This is a genomic window from Streptomyces caelestis (genome assembly GCF_001279005.1).
GTDB lineage: Bacteria > Actinomycetota > Actinomycetes > Streptomycetales > Streptomycetaceae > Streptomyces > Streptomyces heliomycini.
This window is the reverse complement of sequence record NZ_LGCN01000085.1, coordinates 71,101-89,645: the sequence shown is the minus strand read 5'-3', so window position 1 is coordinate 89,645 and position 18,545 is coordinate 71,101. Positions and strand designations below refer to the sequence as shown.

Annotated in this window: 15 protein-coding genes and 1 pseudogene; 11 read left to right on the top strand and 5 right to left on the bottom strand. The window is 72.3% G+C overall.

Going from position 1 to position 18,545, the window contains the following annotated elements; translation table 11 throughout:
• Positions 1–23 precede the first annotated feature (23 nt).
• Positions 24–1,979, bottom strand: coding sequence for an acetate--CoA ligase (acs, locus tag ADK41_RS08605; RefSeq protein WP_030827960.1), 1,956 nt, complete (start codon positions 1,977–1,979; stop codon positions 24–26).
• 197 nt (positions 1,980–2,176) lie between these two features.
• Positions 2,177–4,615 (bottom strand): SulP family inorganic anion transporter, encoded by a 2,439-nt coding sequence (locus ADK41_RS08600; protein ID WP_030827963.1) that lies wholly within the window; start codon positions 4,613–4,615, stop codon positions 2,177–2,179.
• 248 nt (positions 4,616–4,863) lie between these two features.
• On the opposite strand from ADK41_RS08600, the gene ADK41_RS08595 reads away from it, so the two are divergent.
• The gene (locus ADK41_RS08595; protein WP_030827967.1) at positions 4,864–6,135 is read left to right on the top strand and encodes a polysaccharide deacetylase family protein; all 1,272 of its coding nucleotides are present in this window, start codon (positions 4,864–4,866) and stop codon (positions 6,133–6,135) included.
• A 3-nt stretch (positions 6,136–6,138) separates the two neighbouring features.
• On the opposite strand, the gene ADK41_RS08590 is transcribed toward ADK41_RS08595, so the two are convergent.
• Complete coding sequence (locus ADK41_RS08590) at positions 6,139–7,119, bottom strand: ATP-binding protein (RefSeq protein WP_030827970.1); 981 nt, start codon at positions 7,117–7,119, stop codon at positions 6,139–6,141.
• Positions 7,120–7,220: 101 nt separating this feature from the next.
• Here ADK41_RS08590 and ADK41_RS08585 point away from each other — a divergent pair.
• Positions 7,221–8,023: pseudogene (locus ADK41_RS08585) on the top strand (oxidoreductase).
• A 389-nt stretch (positions 8,024–8,412) separates the two neighbouring features.
• On the opposite strand, the gene ADK41_RS08580 reads toward ADK41_RS08585, so the two are convergent.
• The gene (locus ADK41_RS08580; RefSeq protein WP_030827973.1) at positions 8,413–9,246 is read right to left on the bottom strand and encodes an HAD family hydrolase; all 834 of its coding nucleotides are present in this window, start codon (positions 9,244–9,246) and stop codon (positions 8,413–8,415) included.
• Positions 9,247–9,826: 580 nt separating this feature from the next.
• On the opposite strand from ADK41_RS08580, the gene ssd reads away from it, so the two are divergent.
• From ssd to ADK41_RS38935, 7 genes are all read left to right on the top strand, one after another.
• Complete coding sequence (gene ssd / locus ADK41_RS08575; protein ID WP_030827976.1) at positions 9,827–10,933, top strand: septum site-determining protein Ssd; 1,107 nt, start codon at positions 9,827–9,829, stop codon at positions 10,931–10,933.
• Positions 10,930–12,135 carry a TadA family conjugal transfer-associated ATPase gene (locus ADK41_RS08570; RefSeq protein WP_030827979.1) on the top strand — a complete coding sequence of 402 codons (1,206 nt, stop codon included), beginning with the start codon at positions 10,930–10,932 and terminating at the stop codon, positions 12,133–12,135. The genes ssd and ADK41_RS08570 overlap by 4 nt, the downstream gene beginning before the upstream one ends.
• Positions 12,132–13,007: a type II secretion system F family protein gene (locus ADK41_RS08565; protein ID WP_030827981.1), complete on the top strand. Its 876-nt coding sequence runs from the start codon at positions 12,132–12,134 to the stop codon at positions 13,005–13,007. Before ADK41_RS08570 ends, ADK41_RS08565 begins: the two co-directional genes overlap by 4 nt.
• Positions 13,004–13,792, top strand: coding sequence for a type II secretion system F family protein (locus ADK41_RS08560; RefSeq protein WP_030827984.1), 789 nt, complete (start codon positions 13,004–13,006; stop codon positions 13,790–13,792). The genes ADK41_RS08565 and ADK41_RS08560 overlap by 4 nt, the downstream gene beginning before the upstream one ends.
• Before the next feature lie 67 nt (positions 13,793–13,859).
• On the top strand, positions 13,860–14,069 hold the full coding sequence (locus ADK41_RS08555) for a DUF4244 domain-containing protein (RefSeq protein WP_030827987.1): 210 nt from the start codon (positions 13,860–13,862) through the stop codon (positions 14,067–14,069).
• Positions 14,056–14,421: a TadE family type IV pilus minor pilin gene (locus ADK41_RS08550; protein WP_030827990.1), complete on the top strand. Its 366-nt coding sequence runs from the start codon at positions 14,056–14,058 to the stop codon at positions 14,419–14,421. The genes ADK41_RS08555 and ADK41_RS08550 overlap by 14 nt, the downstream gene beginning before the upstream one ends.
• A 14-nt stretch (positions 14,422–14,435) precedes the next feature.
• On the top strand, positions 14,436–14,888 hold the full coding sequence (locus ADK41_RS38935) for an Rv3654c family TadE-like protein (protein WP_158717681.1): 453 nt from the start codon (positions 14,436–14,438) through the stop codon (positions 14,886–14,888).
• On the opposite strand, the gene ADK41_RS08545 is transcribed toward ADK41_RS38935, so the two are convergent.
• Entirely contained in the window at positions 14,770–17,307 is a 2,538-nt protein-coding gene (locus ADK41_RS08545; protein WP_234318835.1) for a DEAD/DEAH box helicase, read from the bottom strand. The two genes, ADK41_RS38935 and ADK41_RS08545, sit on opposite strands and share 119 nt — an antisense overlap.
• 79 nt (positions 17,308–17,386) lie before the next feature.
• Between ADK41_RS08545 and bldG the strand changes: the two genes are divergently transcribed.
• Complete coding sequence (bldG, locus tag ADK41_RS08540; RefSeq protein WP_003991900.1) at positions 17,387–17,728, top strand: anti-sigma factor antagonist BldG; 342 nt, start codon at positions 17,387–17,389, stop codon at positions 17,726–17,728.
• 112 nt (positions 17,729–17,840) lie between these two features.
• Positions 17,841–18,275 (top strand): ATP-binding protein, encoded by a 435-nt coding sequence (locus ADK41_RS08535; RefSeq protein ID WP_030827997.1) that lies wholly within the window; start codon positions 17,841–17,843, stop codon positions 18,273–18,275.
• Positions 18,276–18,545: the final 270 nt, after the last annotated feature.

Genomic DNA, 18,545 nt, shown 5'->3' with positions numbered 1-18,545 from the left:
TGCCCCGGTCAGGTGCGGTCCGCTCAGTCCTCGCCGGGCGCCTGGGGCAGCTTGGTCTGGATGAGATCCATGACCGTGCTGTCCGTCAGCGTCGTGACGTCGCCGAGCTGGCGGTTCTCCGCGACGTCCCGCAGCAGACGGCGCATGATCTTGCCGGAGCGGGTCTTCGGCAGCTCGGCCACCGGCAGGATCCGCTGGGGCTTGGCGATCGGGCCGAGGGTGGCGCCCACGTGGCCGCGCAGCTCGCCGACGAGGTCCTCGCTCTCCGCCGCCGTACCGCGCAGGATCACGAAGGCGACGATCGCCTGCCCGGTCGTCTCGTCCGCCGCACCGACCACGGCCGCCTCGGCGACCGACGGGTGGGAGACGAGCGCGGACTCGACCTCCGTGGTGGAGATGTTGTGGCCGGACACCAGCATCACGTCGTCGACCCGGCCGAGCAGCCAGATGTCGCCGTCGTCGTCCTTCTTGGCGCCGTCGCCGGCGAAGTACTTGCCCTCGAAGCGCGACCAGTAGGTGTCGATGAACCGCTGGTCGTCGCCCCAGATGGTGCGCAGCATCGACGGCCACGGCTCGGTGAGGACCAGGTAGCCGCCGCCGCCGTCGGGCACCTCGTTCGCCTCGTCGTCGACGACGGTCGCGGCGATGCCGGGCAGCGGGGTCTGGGCGGAGCCCGGCTTGGCGTCGGTCACGCCCGGCAGCGGGGAGATCATGATGCCGCCGGTCTCGGTCTGCCACCAGGTGTCCACCACCGGGGTGCGGTCCGCGCCGATGTTCTTGCGGTACCAGATCCACGCCTCGGGGTTGATCGGCTCGCCCACCGAGCCCAGCACCCGCAGGCTGCCGAGGTCGAACTTGGCGGGGATGTCGTCGCCCCACTTCATGAACGTGCGGATCGCGGTGGGCGCCGTGTAGAGGATCGTCACGCCGTACTTCTGCACGATCTCCCAGAAGCGGCCCTGGTGCGGGGTGTCCGGTGTGCCCTCGTACATCACCTGGGTGGCGCCGTTGGCGAGCGGGCCGTAGACGATGTAGGAGTGCCCGGTGACCCAGCCGACGTCGGCCGTGCACCAGTACACGTCGGTCTCCGGCTTGAGGTCGAACACGGACCAGTGCGTGTACGCCGTCTGGGTCAGGTAGCCGCCGGAGGTGTGCAGGATGCCCTTCGGCTTACCCGTCGTCCCCGAGGTGTAGAGGATGAACAGCGGGTGCTCGGCCCCGAACGCCTGAGGGGTGTGCTCGGCGCTCTGCCGCTCCACCAGGTCGTGCCACCACACGTCGCGGCCCTCGGTCCAGGCGACGTCCTGGCCGGTGCGGCGGACGACGAGGACGTGTTCGACGGTGCCGGCCTTGGCGACCGCCTCGTCCACGGCCGGCTTGAGCGCGGAGGGCTTGCCGCGCCGGTGGCCGCCGTCGGCCGTGATGACGACACGCGCGTCGGCGTCCTGGATACGGGTGGCGAGCGCGTCGGCCGAGAAGCCGCCGAAGACGACGGAGTGCGCGGCGCCGATGCGGGCGCAGGCCAGCATCGCGACCGCGGTCTCGGGGATCATCGGCATGTAGACGGCGACCCGGTCGCCCGCGCGGACCCCCAGTTCCAGCAGGGCGTTGGCGGCCCTGGAGACCTCGTCCTTGAGCTGGGCGTAGGTGATGGCGCGGCTGTCGCCCGGCTCGCCCTCGAAGTGGATGGCGACCCGGTCGCCGTGCCCGGCCTCCACGTGCCGGTCCACGCAGTTGTAGGCGACGTTGAGCTCGCCGTCCTTGAACCACTTGGCGAACGGCGGGTTCGACCAGTCCAGGGTCTCGGTGGGCTCGGTGGCCCAGGTCAGCCGGCGGGCCTGCTCGGCCCAGAAGCCGAGCCTGTCAGCCTTGGCCTGTTCGTACGCCTCCGCCGTGACGTTGGCGTTCGCGGCCAGGTCGGCGGGGGGCGAGAAGCGACGCTCCTCCTTCAGAAGGTTGGCCAGGCTTTCATTGCTCACGGCATCTGCCTTTCCCAGGGTGTCCGTTGTGTCCCAGGCCACAGCTCATCAGACCCGGGGGTGCGCTGACAAGGGCCGACGGGAAATTGGTTTAGACCTGTCGGGTGGAGTGGTGCGACGTGCGACACCCCTTCCCACGGGGCCCGGAGTGAGCCGGTTCAAGGTGTGTAACGCCTCTCACACCCGGACGGGTCCCCTCACCTCGCCAGGTCCGCGGACCGCACCCGGTCGAACACGCTCTCCTCCTTCCGTTCGGTGAGGAGATACGCCTGGGCCTCACCCACGTGGAAATACATGCCGTGCAACTCCAGGGCGCCGTCCTTCAGGGCACGGGCCACCGGTTCGTGGGCGCGCAGATGCTCCAGCTGCTGCACCACGTTCGTCAGGCAGAGCTGCTCGACCGCGTCGGCGGGCGCCCGCCCGGCCAGCCGCGGCGGGGGCCCGCTGCCGTCGCCCGTGCGCTCCAGACTCGGCCGGCCGTGTCGCAGCCAGCGTCTCAGCGGGGTGCGTGCGCCGTCCGGCTCGGTGCCGAGCAGCGCCTGCATCGCACCGCACCCCGAGTGCCCGCACACCGTGATCGACCGGACCGCCAGCACCTCCACGGCGTACTCGATCGCGGCCGCCACGGAGTCGTCGCCGCTCTCCGTGCCGGGCGGTGGCACGAGGTTGCCGACGTTGCGCACCACGAACAGGTCACCCGGACCACTGGCCGTGATCATCGAGGTGACCACCCGGGAGTCGGCACAGGTCAGGAACAGCTGTGCGGGCCGCTGCCCCTCGCGCGCCAGCCGGGCCAGCTCACCGCGGACCAGGGGGGCGGTGTGGCGCTGGAACGCGCTGATGCCGCGGATCAGTTCGTGGCCGCCGGTGTCGGCCGGCTCCGGCTCGCCTTCGACGGCTCCGTCCGTTCCGTCCGCTCTCCTCCTTCCGCCGGTCCCGTCCGGCCGCGGGACGTCGCCCGGCAGGGGGCGTGGGCGTTCGCACTGGTGGTTGCGCCAGGCCGTCCAGGGCCGGCAGCGGCAGCCGGCGTCGGACGCGTCGGTCTCCTCGATCCCGTCGGACGGGTGCCCGGAGACGAGGGCCGCGGGCTCGGCGATCCGGACCCCGGCACGGCGGCCGGTGATCTCGACGGTGCCGCCCCGGGCGGTGTGCGTGCTCTGCCAGTCCTGCAGCGTCTCGTACGCCGCGTGGTCCATGAAGGAGCCGTCCAGCTCCACGACCACGTCGGCGCCCTGGGGGACGAGGTGCAGGGCCCGGCTGAGCCGTGGCACCGCGAGGAACGTCAACTGGCCTCGTACGTGGACGTGATGGACTCCTTCCTGCTCCGCGTGCGTGATCCGGGTGCGGGTGAGCCGGTGCAGTGCCACCCCGACGGCGACGGCGATGCCCAGCGCCACGCCCTCCAGGACGCCGAGGGACACGACGCCGAGGGTGGTCGCGGCGTAGACCAGGACTTCGCGGTGGCGGGTCACCGTGCGGATGTGGTGCAGGGACACCATCTGGATGCCGACGGCCATCACCAGGGCGGCGAGCGAGGCGAGCGGGATGAGCTCCAGGAGCGGAACCATAAGCAGCGCGGCGATCACTACGAGAACGCCGTGCAGCATCGTGGAGTTCCGGCTCACGGCGCCCGCTTTGACGTTCGCGGAACTGCGGACCGCCACTCCGGCCACCGGGAGTCCGCCGAGCGAGCCGGAGACGATGTTGGCCGTGCCCTGACCGAGCAGTTCACGGTCCAGATCGGAGCGCCCGACATGGCCGGGACCGGGACGGCCGGACACCAGCTTGTCCACGGCCACGGCGCCGAGCAGCGACTGCACGCTGCACACCAGCGTCGTGGTGAGCACGGCGGCGGCGAGGCCGAGCACGGGCCCCTCGGGCAGCCCGGCCAGGGCGTGGTTGCGCCAGGACGGCAGATCCACCTTGGGCAGGACGAGGCCGGCCGCGGAGGCGACCGCGGTGGCTCCGGCGACGGCGACGAGCGCTGCCGGAACCATACGGAGAACGCGTCCGGCGCGGCCCGGGAGCCGGGGCCAGAGCAGCAGCAGGGCCAGGGTCAGCAGGCTCACCGACAGGGCCGCGGGATGCAGGTTCGCCAGCTGGGCCGGAAGGGCGAGGAGATTGTCGGGGACGGAACTCTGCGGGGTGCCGCCGAGGACGATGTGCAGCTGGGCGACGGCGATGGTGACCCCGATGCCGGCGAGCATCCCGTGCACGATCGCGGGGCTCACGGCGAGCGCGCCGCGCGCCACGCGCAGACAGCCGAGGCCGAGCTGGGCGATTCCGGCGAGGACGGTGATGGCACAGGTCGTCCGCCAGCCGTACTGCTGGATGAGGTCGGCGGTGACGACGGTGAGTCCGGCCGCGGGACCGCTCACCTGGAGCGGGGAGCCGCCGATCCGCCCGACGACGATTCCGCCCACGGCGGCGGCGACCAGGCCGGCCTGGAGCGGCGCGCCGGTGGCGAGGGCGATGCCGAGGGACAGCGGAAGGGCGATCAGGAAGACCGCGATCGAGGCCGACAGATCGGCTCCCGCGAGACGCGGACGCGGGGGGCGCGCCGGCGGGCTGTGGGGAGGGTGGGCCCGTTCGGTCCGATCCGAGTCGACGGCGCGGGCGGGAACGCAGGCTGACATGGTTTCCCCTCTCTCACCTATCAACAATCCGTAAACGGATCGTAATCGAGAGTAAAGGGATGGCATAGACTTTCCGGGTGAATGGGTGAATAAGTCACTCCAGGGAGTGATGTAGCTATTTCATCGGCTTGTCGTATTAATTCCTTCTTCGTTCCATGCGACTTTGACGGCGCTGTCGGCGTGGACCGGCACAGCACCACGCAAAGCCCTCATCGAGCTCGGCCCGAGAGAAGGAAGAAGGTGGGCGGATGGCCGCCACCCACAGAATCGCCACGGGCACCGTGATCGCCGCGCTCTGCGCCGCCTCGCTCGCCGGCTGCGGGAGCGGCGCCGACGGCACCGGCGAGCGGGCGCGTGACCAGGAGAAGGCCAAGCCGGCCCCGGCGCCGAAGAACGTCGTCCGGCTGATCGGCGACGGCTCCACCGCGTACACCGGGGCACAGCCGCACCTGCCCCGGCCCGAGCGGCTGAAGCGCGGCGAGAAGCCCCCGCAGTTCGTGGTCTTCTCCTGGGACGGCGCGGGTGAGGACAGCCAGAAGCTCTTCTCGCACTTCCGCAAGGTCGCCAAGGAGAACAACGCGACCATGACGTACTTCCTGAGCGGCGTGTACCTGCTGCCGGAGGGGAAACGCGATCTGTACCGCCCGCCGCAGCACTCCCCGGGTCGCTCCGACATCGGTTTCAACGACCGGGAGGGCATCGCCGACACCGTGAAGCAGCTGCGCCTCGCCTGGCTCGAGGGCAACGAGATCGGCACCCACTTCAACGGGCACTTCTGCGGCAGCGGCGGTGGCGTCGGCGAATGGTCGGTGGCGGACTGGAAGGACGAGATCGCCCAGGCCAAGCACTTCGTGAAGACCTGGAAGACCCACACCGGCATGAAGGACTCGGCCCCGCTGCCCTTCGACTACGACAAGGAGCTGATCGGCGCCCGCACCCCCTGCCTGGAAGGGCGGGAGAACTTCATGAAGGCCGCCCGCGACCTGGGTTTCCGTTACGACACCAGCGGGGTCGACAACCAGGTGTGGCCGAAGAAGAAGCAGGGTCTGTGGGACCTGTCGATGCAACTCGTGCCCTTCCCCGGGCACTCCTTCGAGCAGCTCACCATGGACTACAACTTCATGGTCAACCAGTCGGGCACCACCACCCAGGGCGACCCCGCCAAGCACGGGATGTGGGGCGACCAGATGCGGGACGGCCTCCTCCAGGGCTTCGAGCGGGCCTACGAGGGCAACAGGGCGCCCCTGATCATCGGCAACCACTTCGAGTCCTGGAACGGCGGCACCTACATGCGGGCCGTCGAGGAGGTCATCGAGGAGGTGTGCACCAAGTCCGAGGTGCGCTGCGTCTCGTTCCGGCAGCTGGTGGACTGGCTGGACGCCCAGGACCCGGAGACCCTGGCGAAACTGCGCACGCTGGGCGTCGGCGAGGCTCCGAAGAAGGGCTGGGAGGCCTTCCTGGCCGGTGGTTCCGCGCCGGCCCCCAAGGGGGCGCCCGGGGCCCCGGCCGGGAAGGGATGAGCGTCAGGCGGACGCCGTGACGTTCTCGCCGAGCACGAAACCGGGGTCGATCTGGGCCGCCAGGTCGGTCCCGGTGCGCTCGTCGCCCCACGACCGGGCGTTCTTCAGATGGAAGTGCGCCATCTGGCGGGTGTAACGCTCATGGTCGCGCGACGCGTACGTCGCGTCGGCGGCCGAGCGCAGCTGGCGCAGCGCGTGCCGGTTGGGTTCCTCCAGGAGGTCGAACCGGGGCGGCCGGCCCTTCTCCATGGCGCGGACCCAGTCCGAGTGCCCCACCGTCACCAGCAGGTCCTCCCCGACCTCCGCGCGGAGGAAGTCGAGGTCGTCCGGGCCCTGCACCTTGTTGCCGACGACCTTCAGGGTGACGCCGAAGTCGCGGGCGTACTCCTTGTACTGGCGATAGACGGAGACCCCCTTCCGGGTCGGCTCGGCCACCAGGAACGTGATGTCGAAGCGGGTGAACATGCCGGAGGCGAAGGAGTCCGAGCCGGCCGTCATGTCGACCACGACGTATTCGCCGGGGCCGTCCACCAGGTGGTTCAGGCACAGCTCCACCGCCCCGGTCTTGGAGTGGTAGCAGGCGACCCCCAGGTCGGCGTCGGTGAAGGGGCCCGTGACCATCAAGCGGACGGTCCCGCCGTCGAGTTCCACCGGACGCGCGCAGGCGTCGTAGACCGGATTGTCCTCGCGCACCCGCAGCAGCCGGGAGCCCTCACCGGGTGGAGTGGTCTTGATCATCACCTCGGCGGACGCGATGCGCGGATTGGTGCCGCGCAGATAGTCCTTGATCAGCGGCAGGTGCTCGCCCATCGCGGGCAGCACGGCGGCCTCCGCCTCGTCCAGGCCCAGCGCGGCCCCGAGGTGCTGGTTGATGTCGGCGTCCACCGCGACGACCGGGGCTCCGGCGGCCGCGAGATGACGGATGAACAAGGAGGACAGGGTCGTCTTTCCGCTGCCGCCCTTTCCCACGAAAGCAATTTTCATGTTCACCAAGCGTAATGGAGTGATCGCTGCATGTGGCAGTCGGACGTGAAGAAGACCACTCCTTCGTGGGGTGGGTGCCGGGGGTGCGTAGTGTCGTACTCATGAGTACGACAGGCGCGACCGCCGACCCGCTCGCCGCCCTGGGCTCCCTGCCCGGGGTGGCCGACTCCGTGGAGTCCGTGCGCAAGGCCGTGGACCGGGTCTACGGACACCGGGTCATGCGGCGGCGCAGCAACGAGATCACCTCCGAAGCGGCGCTGCGCGGCGCCCGTGGCTCGGCGGCGCTGTCGGGTGCGGACTGGGCCCTCGAGGAGGTGCGGCGGCGCAGTGACTTCAGCGGCGACGACGGCGCCCGCACGATGGGCGCGGCGCTGCGGCTGACCGCCGAGGCGGGGCAGTTGCTGTCCGTCTGGCGACAGTCGCCGCTGCGGGTCCTGGCCCGGCTGCACCTGGTCGCGGCGGCCGACAAGGCCGAGCGGGTCGGACGGCCCCGCCAGGAGGGCGAGCCGGTCATCCGCCGAGTGCGGCGGAGGCGCACGGCCGGCTGGACGGGCTGTCCGAGCTGATCATCGCGGGCGGTTCCGCCCCGGCGCTGGTGACGGCCGCCGTCGTGCACGGCGAACTCCTCGCACTGCGTCCCTTCACCTCCCACAACGGTCTGGTCGCGCGTACGGCCGAACGCATCGTCCTGGTCGGCAGCGGTCTAGACCCCAAGTCGGTCTGTCCGGCCGAGGTCGGCCACGCCGATCTGGGCCGGGAGGCCTATCTGAAGGCGCTGGAGGGTTACGTCTCCGGTACTCCCGAGGGTGTGGCGGCCTGGATCGCCCACTGCGGGCGCGCGGTCGAGCTGGGCGCGCGCGAATCGACGGCCGTGTGCGAGGCGCTCCAGCGCGGGGCCGCGTAAAAGGGGCCGGACGGGAACCGGGCGTGAATGCGGCGGTACGAGTACTCGTACCGCCGCTGGCACGTCCACCGCGTTACCAAGCGTCCTCGATATGTGCCCATCAGGTCGGGGACTTCGCCCGTCACCTGGTGCGGCTGGCCCGTAATCGACGGGTCGACGTCGCGTGGGTTCCCGGTGTTCATGCTCGGTCCGTGGGGCCACTCATGCGTTGATGAAGGTGATCCTCGCGGATGCCCTTGGTCTCGCGGGCCGTTAAGTCCTTTGTACTCCGGGTTCGGAGCAAGAGGAAGTCCTCGCACCGTTTCTTTGCTTCCGTGCTCGAAGGCGTGTCGAACGGGCGTCGACGGGGGCGCGGCCGCCGACGGGCGAGCGGCTCGCGCGGGGGGCGGTCAGGCCGCCGTCGTGCGGCGCCGGCTCGCGTACCAGACGAGGCCCGCGGTGGCCGCCGCGGCGCCTATGGCGGCCGCCGCGACCAGGGCGGGGCGCGGCGGTACGGAGAACGCGGGGAAGCGCTGCTTGAGCCGTACCGGCCGGTGGAAGTCGAGGATCGGCCACTCCCGCGCGAGGGCCTCCCGGCGCAGTGCGCGGTCCGGGTTCACGGCGTGCGGGTGGCCCACGGACTCCAGCATCGGCACATCGGTCACCGAGTCGCTGTAGGCGTAGCAACGGGCCAGGTCGTAGCCCTCCGACTCGGCCAGCTCCCTGACCGCCTCGGCCTTGGTCGGGCCGTACGCGTAGTACTCCACCTCGCCGGTGAAGCACCCGTCGTCGCCGACGACCATACGGGTGGCCACCACTCGGTCCGCGCCGAGCAGTTCGCCGATCGGCTCGACCACCTCGGCACCCGACGTGGACACGATCACGACGTCGCGTCCCACGGTGTGGTGCTGCTCGATGAGGGTGGCGGCCTCGTCGTAGATGATCGGATCGATCAGGTCGTGCAGCGTCTCGGCGACGATCTCCCTGACCTGCTGGACGTTCCAGCCGCGGCACAGCGCGGACAGGTACGTGCGCATCCGCTCCATCTGGTCGTGATCGGCGCCGCCGGCCAGGAACACGAACTGGGAGTACGCGGTGCGCAGGACGGCCCTGCGGTTGATCAGGCCGCCTTGATAGAACGACTTGCTGAACGTGAGCGCGCTCGACTTCGCAATGACCGTCTTGTCCAGGTCAAAGAAGGCGGCTGTGCGGGGCATCGAGTGGTTTTCCACGTCCCTGAGCATAGGCGCAGCCCATTCGGCGTAAGGTGGGGCGTGTGGGTTTGCCTGAGAGGGCTCTCGGGTACACCATGGAAGTCACGGATCGTTCGCGACCGTGTCTAACCCGGTCCGACTCCTCCCCCCCCGAGTCGGCCGTGGGGACGACCCCCGCTCTCCCCCCCGGCGGGGGTCGTCGCATGTCCGGGTGGGTTTTCCTCTTTCTCTTCGTGGTGGGCGCACCTCACCGGCGTCGGGCGCATTCTTGTTTGTCATGCGCATGAGATGTTACTCATGGTAGCTGTCGGACTGCTCTGCGGGAGCCGCACAGGGGGTGTGCGGGAGTCACCGGTATGAGTGGCCGCGATATTCACAGCCTCCACCTCGTCCACAGTTATTGACCAAGATCCACATGGTTTTCCGCATCGCCGCATCGTGATTCCAGCGCGTCCCGCTCGCCGTGAGTTCACATCCGGTTCCGTTTGCCGGGTCGCCTGTGGCCGGTTTCCGTCGGCCGCGCAAAGGGAGGCCGCTTGTCGGCTCTTCACACGTCTGGGAATCGCGGGGCCGCAGGGGCTGCGCGAAAGATGCGGCAAAGGGGACGAACATGTCCGGAACCATCACCCACGATCCGCCGCCGGTCACCGGAGGAGGCCGGCCGGGCGCACCGTTGATCGTCACCGAGGACGCCGGGCTCCTCGACGACCTGCTGCGCCTGTGCGCGGCGGCCGGCGCCACGCCGGAGGTCCATCACACGGTGCCGGAGCCGAGGGGCGGCTGGGAGACCGCACCGCTCGTCCTGGTCGGGGACGACGCCGCGCGACGGGTGCGAGGGGCGGCGCGCCGGCCGGGAGTGGTATTGGTCGGCCGCGATCAGGACGATCCCGGGGTCTGGCGGCGGGCCGTCGAGATCGGCGCCGACCACGTCCTGATGCTGCCCGACGGCGAGCAGTGGCTGGTCGATCGCATCGCCGACGTGGCGGAAGGCGTCGGACGGCCCGCCCTGACGGTCGGCGTCATCGGCGGCCGGGGCGGTGCCGGAGCGTCCACGCTCGCGTGCGCGCTCGCCGTCGCCTCCGCGCGTGAGGGACTGCGCACCCTCCTGGTGGACGCCGATCCGCTGGGCGGCGGACTCGACGTGGCCCTCGGGGGCGAGACGGCCAAAGGGCTGCGCTGGCCGGCGTTCGCCGCCTCACACGGCCGGGTCGGCGGCGGCGCCCTGGAGGAGTCACTGCCGGAGCTGCACTCGCTGCGCGTACTCAGCTGGGACCGCGGCGACTGTCTCGCCGTACCGCCCAGGGCCGTACGCGCGGTGCTCGCCGCGGCGCGGCGCGGGGGCGGCGTCGTCGTGGTCGACCTGCCGCGCCGCGTCGACGACGGGGTCGCCGAGGTACTCGCCCAGCTCGACCTCGGGCTCCTCGTGGTCCCCGCGGAGCTGCGTGCCGTCGCGGCGGCGGGCCGCGTCGCCTCCGCCGTGGGCATGGTCCTGCGTGATCTGCGGGTGGCGGTGCGCGGGCCGTACGCGCCGGGACTGGACGACCGTGAGGTGGCCCGGTTGCTCGGGCTGCCCCTCGCCGGGGACGTGCCCGGCGAACCCGCCCTGCGACGCCCGTACGAGGTGGGCCGGCCGCCCGGGGCCTCGGGCCGGGGACCGCTGGCCCGCTTCTGCAGGGAGTTCTGGGAGCGGGTGCTGGTGGAGGCGAGGGCGGCATGAGGAGGCAGGCGACGAGTGCGGCGGTCATGCCTCCCGGTCTGCTCGACGGGGTCCGGCGGTGGCTGGCCGAGAGCGGGGCCGAGCCGACGCCCGCGCGGGTCGCGCAGGCGCTGCGGGACCAGGGGCGGGTGCTCGGCGACGCCGAAGTACTCGGGGCGGCCGAGCAACTGCGGTCCGAGCTGGTCGGCAGCGGACCACTGGAGCGGCTCCTGTCCGAACCCTCGGTGACCGACGTGCTGGTGTCGGCGCCGGACCGGGTCTGGGTGGACCGGGGCGGCGGGCTGGAGCTGACCGAGGTGGCCTTCCCCGACGAGACGGCCGTCCGGCGCCTCGCCCAGCGGCTCGCCGCCGTGGCCGGCCGGCGCCTGGACGACGCCCGGCCCTGGGTCGACGCGCGGCTGCCCGACGGGACCAGACTGCACGCGGTGCTGCCCCCGGTGGCCGTCGGCTGCACCTGTCTGTCGCTACGGGTCGTACGACCGCGCGCCTTCACCCTCGACGAGCTCGTGGCGGCCGGGACGGTCCCGCCGGGCGGGGACCGCGTGCTGCGGGCGCTGCTGGCCGCGCGGCTGTCGTTCCTCGTCAGCGGGGGCACCGGCAGTGGCAAGACGACCTTGCTGAGCGCGCTGCTGGGGCTGGCCGGGCCGGACGAGCGCATCGTCCTGGCCGAGGACTCCGCGGAACTGCGGCCCGATCATCCGCACGTCGTGCGCCTGGAGACCAGACCCGCCAACCAGGAGGGCGCGGGCCTCGTCACCCTCGAGGACCTGGTGCGGCAGGCGCTGCGGATGCGGCCGGACCGGCTGGTCGTCGGTGAGGTGCGCGGCCCGGAGGTGGTCCATCTGCTGGCCGCCCTCAACACGGGCCACGACGGTTCGGGAACGGTCCATGCCAATGCCGCCACCGACGTGCCGGCCCGGCTGGAGGCGCTCGGTACGGCCGCCGGACTCGACCGGTTCGCCCTGCACAGCCAGGTGTCGGCAGCTCTCTCGGTGGTGCTGCACCTCGTGCGTGACCGGAGCGGGCGGCGGCGGATCGCGGAGGTGCACGTGCTGGAGCGGGACCCGACGGGGCTGGTGCGGACGGTGCCGGCGCTGCGCTGGGGCCCGCAGGCCTTCACCCGGGAGCGGGGATGGCAGCGCCTGCGGGAGCTGCTCCGGAACGCGAACACCGGCGGACCGGGCGAGGGGGTCGGGGGATGAACGGGACGACCGAGGTGTCGACGGGCGCGGCCGTGGCGTGCCTGGGGACCGCGGCCTGGCTGCTGGGCGGCGGGCGTGCCGGGGCCGGGCGGGCGCGACTGCTGCTGGCCGGCGGAGAGACGGTGGGCGGCGGGCCGCCGGGGTGGCCCCGGGTGGCCCGGGCGTGGGGACGGACGTGCGGACGGTTGCGGGCCGAGTGGTGGTCGCTTGCCGCGGGGCTGGTGCTGGCGGTGCTGGGTGCGTCGCCGCTGCCGGTCGTCGCGGGGGCGGCCGGGGTGCCCTTGCTGCGGCGGGTGCGGCGGGCCGCCGGGCGACGTCGCGCACGGGAGGGCCGCGGCGACGCGGTGATCGTGTTGTGCGGGGCGCTCGCCGGGGAGGTGCGCGCCGGGCGGCAGCCGGGAGAGGCGCTGCTGCCGGCCGCGCGGGACTCGGGCGGGCTCGGCGACATGCAGGCGACGGTGCTGGCGGCGGCGCGCTTCGGCGGGGACGTCCCGGAGGCGCTCGCGGAGGCGGCACGGCAGCCGGGCGCCGAAGGGCTGAGGGGACTCGCCGCGTGCTGGCGGGTGGCGGTGGACCAGGGAGCCGGGCTCGCCGCCGGGCTCGACCGGCTGGAAGCGGCGCTGCGCGCCGAACGGGACCAGCGGGCCGACCTGCGCGCCCAGTTGGCCGGCGCCCGCGCGACGGCGGTGCTGCTCGCCGGGCTGCCGGTCGTGGGCCTGGCGCTCGGTGCGGCGCTCGGCGCCGACCCGCTGCACATCCTGCTGCACACATCGTCGGGACTGGTCTGTCTGGCGGCCGGCGGAGTGCTGGAGGGCCTGGGGCTGTGGTGGGCACTGCGGATCGTGCGGGGCGCCGAGGAGGCGGCGGCATGAGCGGAGACCTCGTCCAGGGGCTGGGGGCAGTGGTGGGGGCGGTGTCCGCGCTCGTCTGGCCGGCGGGGTGGTGGAGCCGTGCGCGGCGAGGACGGAGAGTGCGGCGGCGGCTGGCCGAGGCGCTGGCCCTGGAACGGACGGCGGCCGTCCCCCACCTCACGCTGCTGCGCGCCGCGCGGAGCCGGCTGCCGTACGCGGGCGTGGCGGGTGCCGGGTGGGTGCTGGTGGGCGGTCCTGCCGGAGCGGTGACGGGGGCGGCCGTGGCGGCCGGACTGTGGTGGTGGCGTCTGCGGCGGACGGCGGCCGCTCCGCAGACGCGGGAGCCCAAAACCGCCGGGGCGGAACGTCAACTGCCGCTCGCCGCGGATCTGCTGGCCGCGTGCATCGCGGCGGGCGCGGGCCCGGTAGCCGCCGCGCAGGCCGTCGGAGAGACCTTGGGCGGGCCGGTCGGGGAGGCGCTGGCGCGGGGCGCGGCGGAGGTGCGGCTCGGCGGTGAACCGGCCGCGGCGTGGCGCCGGCTGGCGTCGGTACCGGGCGCCGGGCCTCTGGCCCGGCTGCTGGAACGGGCCGATGTCTCCGGACTGCCCCTGGCCGGTCCCGCTGCCCGGCTCGCCGCCGAGGCCCGTGCGGAATGGGCCCGCGCGGCGACGGCACGGGCCCGGCGGGCGGCCGTCATGGTCAGTGCGCCGGTGGGGCTGTGTTTCCTGCCCGCGTTCATCGCGGTCGGCGTGCTGCCCGTGGTGATCGGGCTCGCGGGCGGGGTGCTGGGAGGAGGCGGCGCCTGACGGGAGACGACTGACGGAAGCGACACGAACCATGAGGTCAATGCGGTTTCTTCTTATGGAGGTCGAGATGTATCAGGCGGTACGGGCACGACTGCGTGCCCTGGTGTGCAAGGTGCGTACGGCACGGAGGGACGCCGGGATGGTGACTTCGGAGTACGCGATGGGCATCGTGGCGGCGGTGGCGTTCTCCGTCGTGCTCTACAAGGTGGTCACCAGCGGACCGGTCGGCGCGGCGCTGCGGAACATCGTGCAGCAGGCGCTCGATGGCCGGATGTGAGCGGCGTGCGGACCGCGGGTTCGTGACGGCGGAGTCGGCCATGGTGCTGCCCGTGCTGGTGATGTTCGCGATGGCGCTGGTCTGGGGCCTGCTGGTGGTGGCGGCGCAGATCCGGTGCGTGGACGCGGCGCGCGCGGGCGCCCGCGCGGCGGCTCGGCAGGATCCCCCTGACGCCGTCCTCGAGGTGACCCGCGCGGCGGCGCCGCCCGGCGCGAGAGTCACGGTGAGCCGGGAGGCCGAGCAGGTCCGGGTGGTCGTCGAGGCCAGGCTCCCGGTCCTGCGCGGACTGCCCTTCGACCTGCGGGAGGAGGCCGTCGCCGCGGCGGAGGAGACGGCGGGGGCGGCGACGTGAGGGCCCGGTTCCGGGTGCGGGGGCCGACGGACGGGTGGCGGCGCGCGCGGCGCTCCGACCGGGGGTCGGCGACCGTCTGGAGCGTCGGTGCGATCGCCGTGCTGTGTGTGGTGTTCGGCGTCGTCCTCGCCCTGGGGCACGCCGTCGTGGTCCGGCACCGGGCGGCCGGCGGCGCGGACCTGGCGGCGCTCGCGGCGGCGGACCACTGGACGGAGGGCGGTACGGCGGCCTGCGACCGGGCGGACCGGGTGGCCCGGGCGCAGGGCGCGCGGCTCGTACGGTGCGTGATCACCGGCGAGGTGTCGGACGTGTCGGTGGCTTCGGGCCGGGGGCCGTTCACGGCGGAGATCAGGGCCCGGGCGGGCCCGGCGGAACCTCCGCCCCGGGCGCCGGCCCCCGCTGTGCCCCGGCAGCGCCCCCCGCGTCCTCCGGCTTCTCCGCCGGCGCGCCCTCCAACAGCACCGTGAGGAGTCGTACCGCGCCCCGTTTGTGCAGAGGGTCGTTGCCGTTGCCGCACTTGGGGGACTGGATGCAGGAGGGACAGCCGGCGTCGCACTCGCAGGAGGCGATGGCCTGACGGGTGGCGGTGAGCCAGGCGCGGGCGGTGTGGAAGGCGCGTTCCGCGAAGCCCGCGCCGCCCGGGTGGCCGTCGTAGACGAAGACCGTGGGCAGCAGCGTGTCGGGGTGCAGCGGGATCGAGACACCGCCGATGTCCCAGCGGTCGCAGGTCGCGAAGAGCGGCAGCATGCCGATCGAGGCGTGCTCGGCGGCGTGCAGCGCACCGCCGAGGATCTCCGGGACGATCCCGGCCCGGTCCAGCTGGTCCTCGGTGACCGTCCACCACACCGCGCGGGTGCGCAGCGTACGAGGAGGGAGGTCGAGCTTCGTCTCGCCCAGCACCTCGCCGGTGACGATCCGCCGGCGCAGGAAGGAGACCACTTGGTTGGTGACCTCGACGGAGCCGTAACAGAGGCGGCCGTCGCCCCACGGGACCTCGGTGTCCGTCTCCAGCACGGAGATCGACGTCGTGTCCCGGGCCACCGTGGTGTACGTCGGGGTCGCCCGCTCGACCAGGGCGACGGAGTCCTCCAGGTCGAGCGAGCGGACGAGATACGTCAGGCCCTGGTGCAGGTGCACCGCGCCCTCGTGGACGCTCGTGTGTGCCGCGCCCGCGTCGACCGTCCCCAGCAGCCTGCCCGTACCGGCCTCGACGACCTGGACCGGCCGGCCGCCCTGCCCCCGGATGTCGGTCAGGTCGGCGGCCCGCTCGCGACGGGTCCAGTGCCAGGCCCTGGTCCGCCGGCGCAGCAGCTTCGCGGCCTCCAGCTGCGGGAGCAGGTCCTCGGCGGCAGGGCCGAACAAGGCCAGGTCCTCCTCGGTCAGCGGTAGTTCCTCGGCCGCCGCGCACAGGTGCGGGGCGAGCACGTAGGGGTTGTCGGGGTCGAGGACGGTGGACTCCACGGGCCGGTCGAAGAGGGCCTCGGGATGGTGGACGAGGAAGGTGTCCAGGGGGTCGTCACGGGCGACCAGGACGGCGAGGGCGCCCTGCCCGGACCGCCCCGCGCGCCCGGCCTGCTGCCACAGGGAGGCCCGGGTGCCCGGGTAGCCGGCGATCACCACGGCGTCCAGGCCGGAGACGTCCACGCCGAGTTCGAGGGCGTTTGTCGCGGCGAGGCCGAGCAGTTCGCCGGAGTGCAGGGCGCGTTCCAGGGCGCGGCGCTCCTCGGGGAGGTAGCCGCCCCGGTACGCCGCCACCCGCCCGGCCAGCGAGCGGTCGACCTCGGCGAGGCGTTCCTGGGCGATCACGGAGATGAGTTCGGCGCCGCGCCGGGAGCGTACGAAGGTGACCGAGCGGACGCCCTGCACGGTGAGGTCGGTCAGCAGGTCGGCGGCCTCGGCGGTGGCCGTACGGCGGACCGGTGCGCCCTTCTCGCCGTGCAGCTGGGTCAGCGGCGGCTCCCAGAGGGCGAACACCAGTTCACCGCGTGGTGAGGCGTCGTCGGCCACCTCCACGACCGGCAGGCCGGTGAGGCGACGGGCGGCGACCGCGGGCTCGGCGGCGGTCGCGGAGGCCAGCAGGAACACGGGCGAGGCGCCGTAACGGGCGCACAGGCGGCGCAGCCGGCGCAGCACCTGGGCGACGTGCGAGCCGAAGACGCCCCGGTAGGTGTGGCACTCGTCGACGACGACGTACTTCAGCGACTTCAGGAAGGAGGACCAGCGGGGGTGGGACGGCAGGATGCCCCGGTGCAGCATGTCCGGGTTGGTCAGCACGTAGTTGGCGTACTGGCGGATCCACTCGCGTTCCTCGAACGGCGTGTCGCCGTCGTGGACGGCCGCGCGCACCGAATGGCCCAGTGGTTGTGAAAGTTCCTTCACGGATCGGCACTGGTCCGCCGCGAGGGCTTTCGTGGGCGCGAGGTACAGGGCGGTCGCGCCGCGGCCGTTCGGGGCCTGTGCGCCGTCCAGCAGCGCGGACAGGACGGGCACGAGGTACGCCAGGGACTTGCCGGACGCGGTGCCGGTGGCGACCACGACGGACTCGCCGTCCAGGGCGTGCTCGGCGGCGCGTGCCTGGTGGGACCAGGGGTGTTCGATGCCCGCGGCCCGCACGGCGGCGAGGACCTCCGGACGGATCCGGTCCGGCCAAACGGCATGGCGACCCTCGCGCGGGGGCAAGTGCTCCGTATGAGTGATGCGCGAAGCCCGGCTCGGTCCGGACGCGAGCCGGTCCAGGACCGCGCCCGGGGCGGGCCCGGACGGGTGGTCCGTCGGGGGTCGATCGGATCGGTGATTCTTGGCCATCGGCACCGAGTGTGTCACTGGCGTGACGGACAATGGGGCCAAGGCGTCGTGCACGCCTGCCGGTAAGTGATTGAATGCCATCGCGGCTGGCGAACCGTCCCGGGGGCTGAGCCGAGATGCCCCAAGGGCGACCGCTCGATAGCTAGGTGCTGGAGGATCCGTGGACCTGTCCCTGTCGACCGAGACCATGGGCGATCGCACGATCGTCAGGGTCGGTGGCGAAATCGACGTATATACCGCGCCCAAGCTGCGCGAGCAGTTGGTCGAGCTGGTGAACGACGGCAGTTTCCACCTTGTCGTCGACATGGAAGGCGTGGACTTCCTCGACTCCACCGGACTCGGCGTGCTGGTCGGCGGCTTGAAGCGCGTCCGTGCCCATGAGGGCTCACTGCGCCTGGTGTGCAACCAGGAGCGTATTCTCAAGATCTTCCGCATCACCGGCCTCACCAAGGTGTTCCCGATCCACACCTCGGTGGAGGAAGCGGTGGCGGCCACCGACTGACCACCCCGCTCCCGGGCCGCGTGCCCGGGAGCCGGAAGAGAATCAAGAGGAGAGACCGGGCTCGTGACGGCCCGGCCTCTCCACAGCACGCCCGTAGTCGCGAGGGGGATGCATGGCCACCGTCGAACTCCGCTTCAGCGCGCTGCCCGAGCACGTCAGGACCGCCCGGCTCGTGGCGGCGGCGGTGGCGCGCAGGGCCGGAGTGGACGAGGCCGTCCTCGACGAGGTCAGACTCGCCGTCGGCGAGGCCTGCAGCCGTGCCGTGGGACTGCACCGGAACGTCGGAATCTCGGCACCCGTGAAGGTGCTGCTGATCGAGGAGGAGAAGCAGTTCTCCATCGAGGTCGGCGACGAGGCGCCCCATGCGGTTCCCGGTGAGCGGGCGCCCGGTGAGGTGCCGGGTGACGCGGCGGAGACCGAGGAGGACGAGATGGGCCTCGCGGTCATCAGCGGACTCGTGGACGACGTCGAGGTCAGCGCGGGGGAGCACGGCGGATCGATCCGCATGAGGTGGCCCACCGCGCCGCCGGCCGCTCTCCTCGCCTGACCGCTTCACCCGGACGGCGACTGTTTTTCCGAAGGGCCCCCTCGTGGGGCCCTTCGTCGTGTGCGGGTGCCGACGCCCGCGCTTACAGTGGTCTCGAGCGGTTGATCGCGTGAATTCGTTCACGACCGGCCGTGCCATGGAAATGCGATCACGTGAATGCCTCAAAGGCATTACCGATTTCCGGTCGTCGGCCATCCGGCGATCATTATGGAAGAGTGCGTGCAAGACATTCACATTTCACGCGCTCTGTTTTGATCGGCTTCCGTTACC

What these genes read in the sequence shown, in the direction of transcription:
- ADK41_RS08555 (WP_030827987.1), top strand. Translation starts at nt 13,860, where the DNA reads ATGTATCAGGCGGTACGGGCACGACTGCGTGCCCTGGTGTGCAAGGTG.
- ADK41_RS08550 (WP_030827990.1), top strand. Translation starts at nt 14,056, where the DNA reads ATGGCCGGATGTGAGCGGCGTGCGGACCGCGGGTTCGTGACGGCGGAG.
- ADK41_RS08595 (WP_030827967.1), top strand. Translation starts at nt 4,864, where the DNA reads ATGGCCGCCACCCACAGAATCGCCACGGGCACCGTGATCGCCGCGCTC.
- ADK41_RS08565 (WP_030827981.1), top strand. Translation starts at nt 12,132, where the DNA reads ATGAACGGGACGACCGAGGTGTCGACGGGCGCGGCCGTGGCGTGCCTG.
- ADK41_RS08600 (WP_030827963.1), bottom strand. Translation starts at nt 4,615, where the DNA reads ATGTCAGCCTGCGTTCCCGCCCGCGCCGTCGACTCGGATCGGACCGAA.
- ADK41_RS08545 (WP_234318835.1), bottom strand. Translation starts at nt 17,307, where the DNA reads ATGGCATTCAATCACTTACCGGCAGGCGTGCACGACGCCTTGGCCCCA.
- ADK41_RS08580 (WP_030827973.1), bottom strand. Translation starts at nt 9,246, where the DNA reads ATGCTCAGGGACGTGGAAAACCACTCGATGCCCCGCACAGCCGCCTTC.
- ADK41_RS08560 (WP_030827984.1), top strand. Translation starts at nt 13,004, where the DNA reads ATGAGCGGAGACCTCGTCCAGGGGCTGGGGGCAGTGGTGGGGGCGGTG.
- ADK41_RS08535 (WP_030827997.1), top strand. Translation starts at nt 17,841, where the DNA reads ATGGCCACCGTCGAACTCCGCTTCAGCGCGCTGCCCGAGCACGTCAGG.
- ADK41_RS08570 (WP_030827979.1), top strand. Translation starts at nt 10,930, where the DNA reads ATGAGGAGGCAGGCGACGAGTGCGGCGGTCATGCCTCCCGGTCTGCTC.
- ssd (WP_030827976.1), top strand. Translation starts at nt 9,827, where the DNA reads ATGTCCGGAACCATCACCCACGATCCGCCGCCGGTCACCGGAGGAGGC.
- ADK41_RS08590 (WP_030827970.1), bottom strand. Translation starts at nt 7,119, where the DNA reads ATGAAAATTGCTTTCGTGGGAAAGGGCGGCAGCGGAAAGACGACCCTG.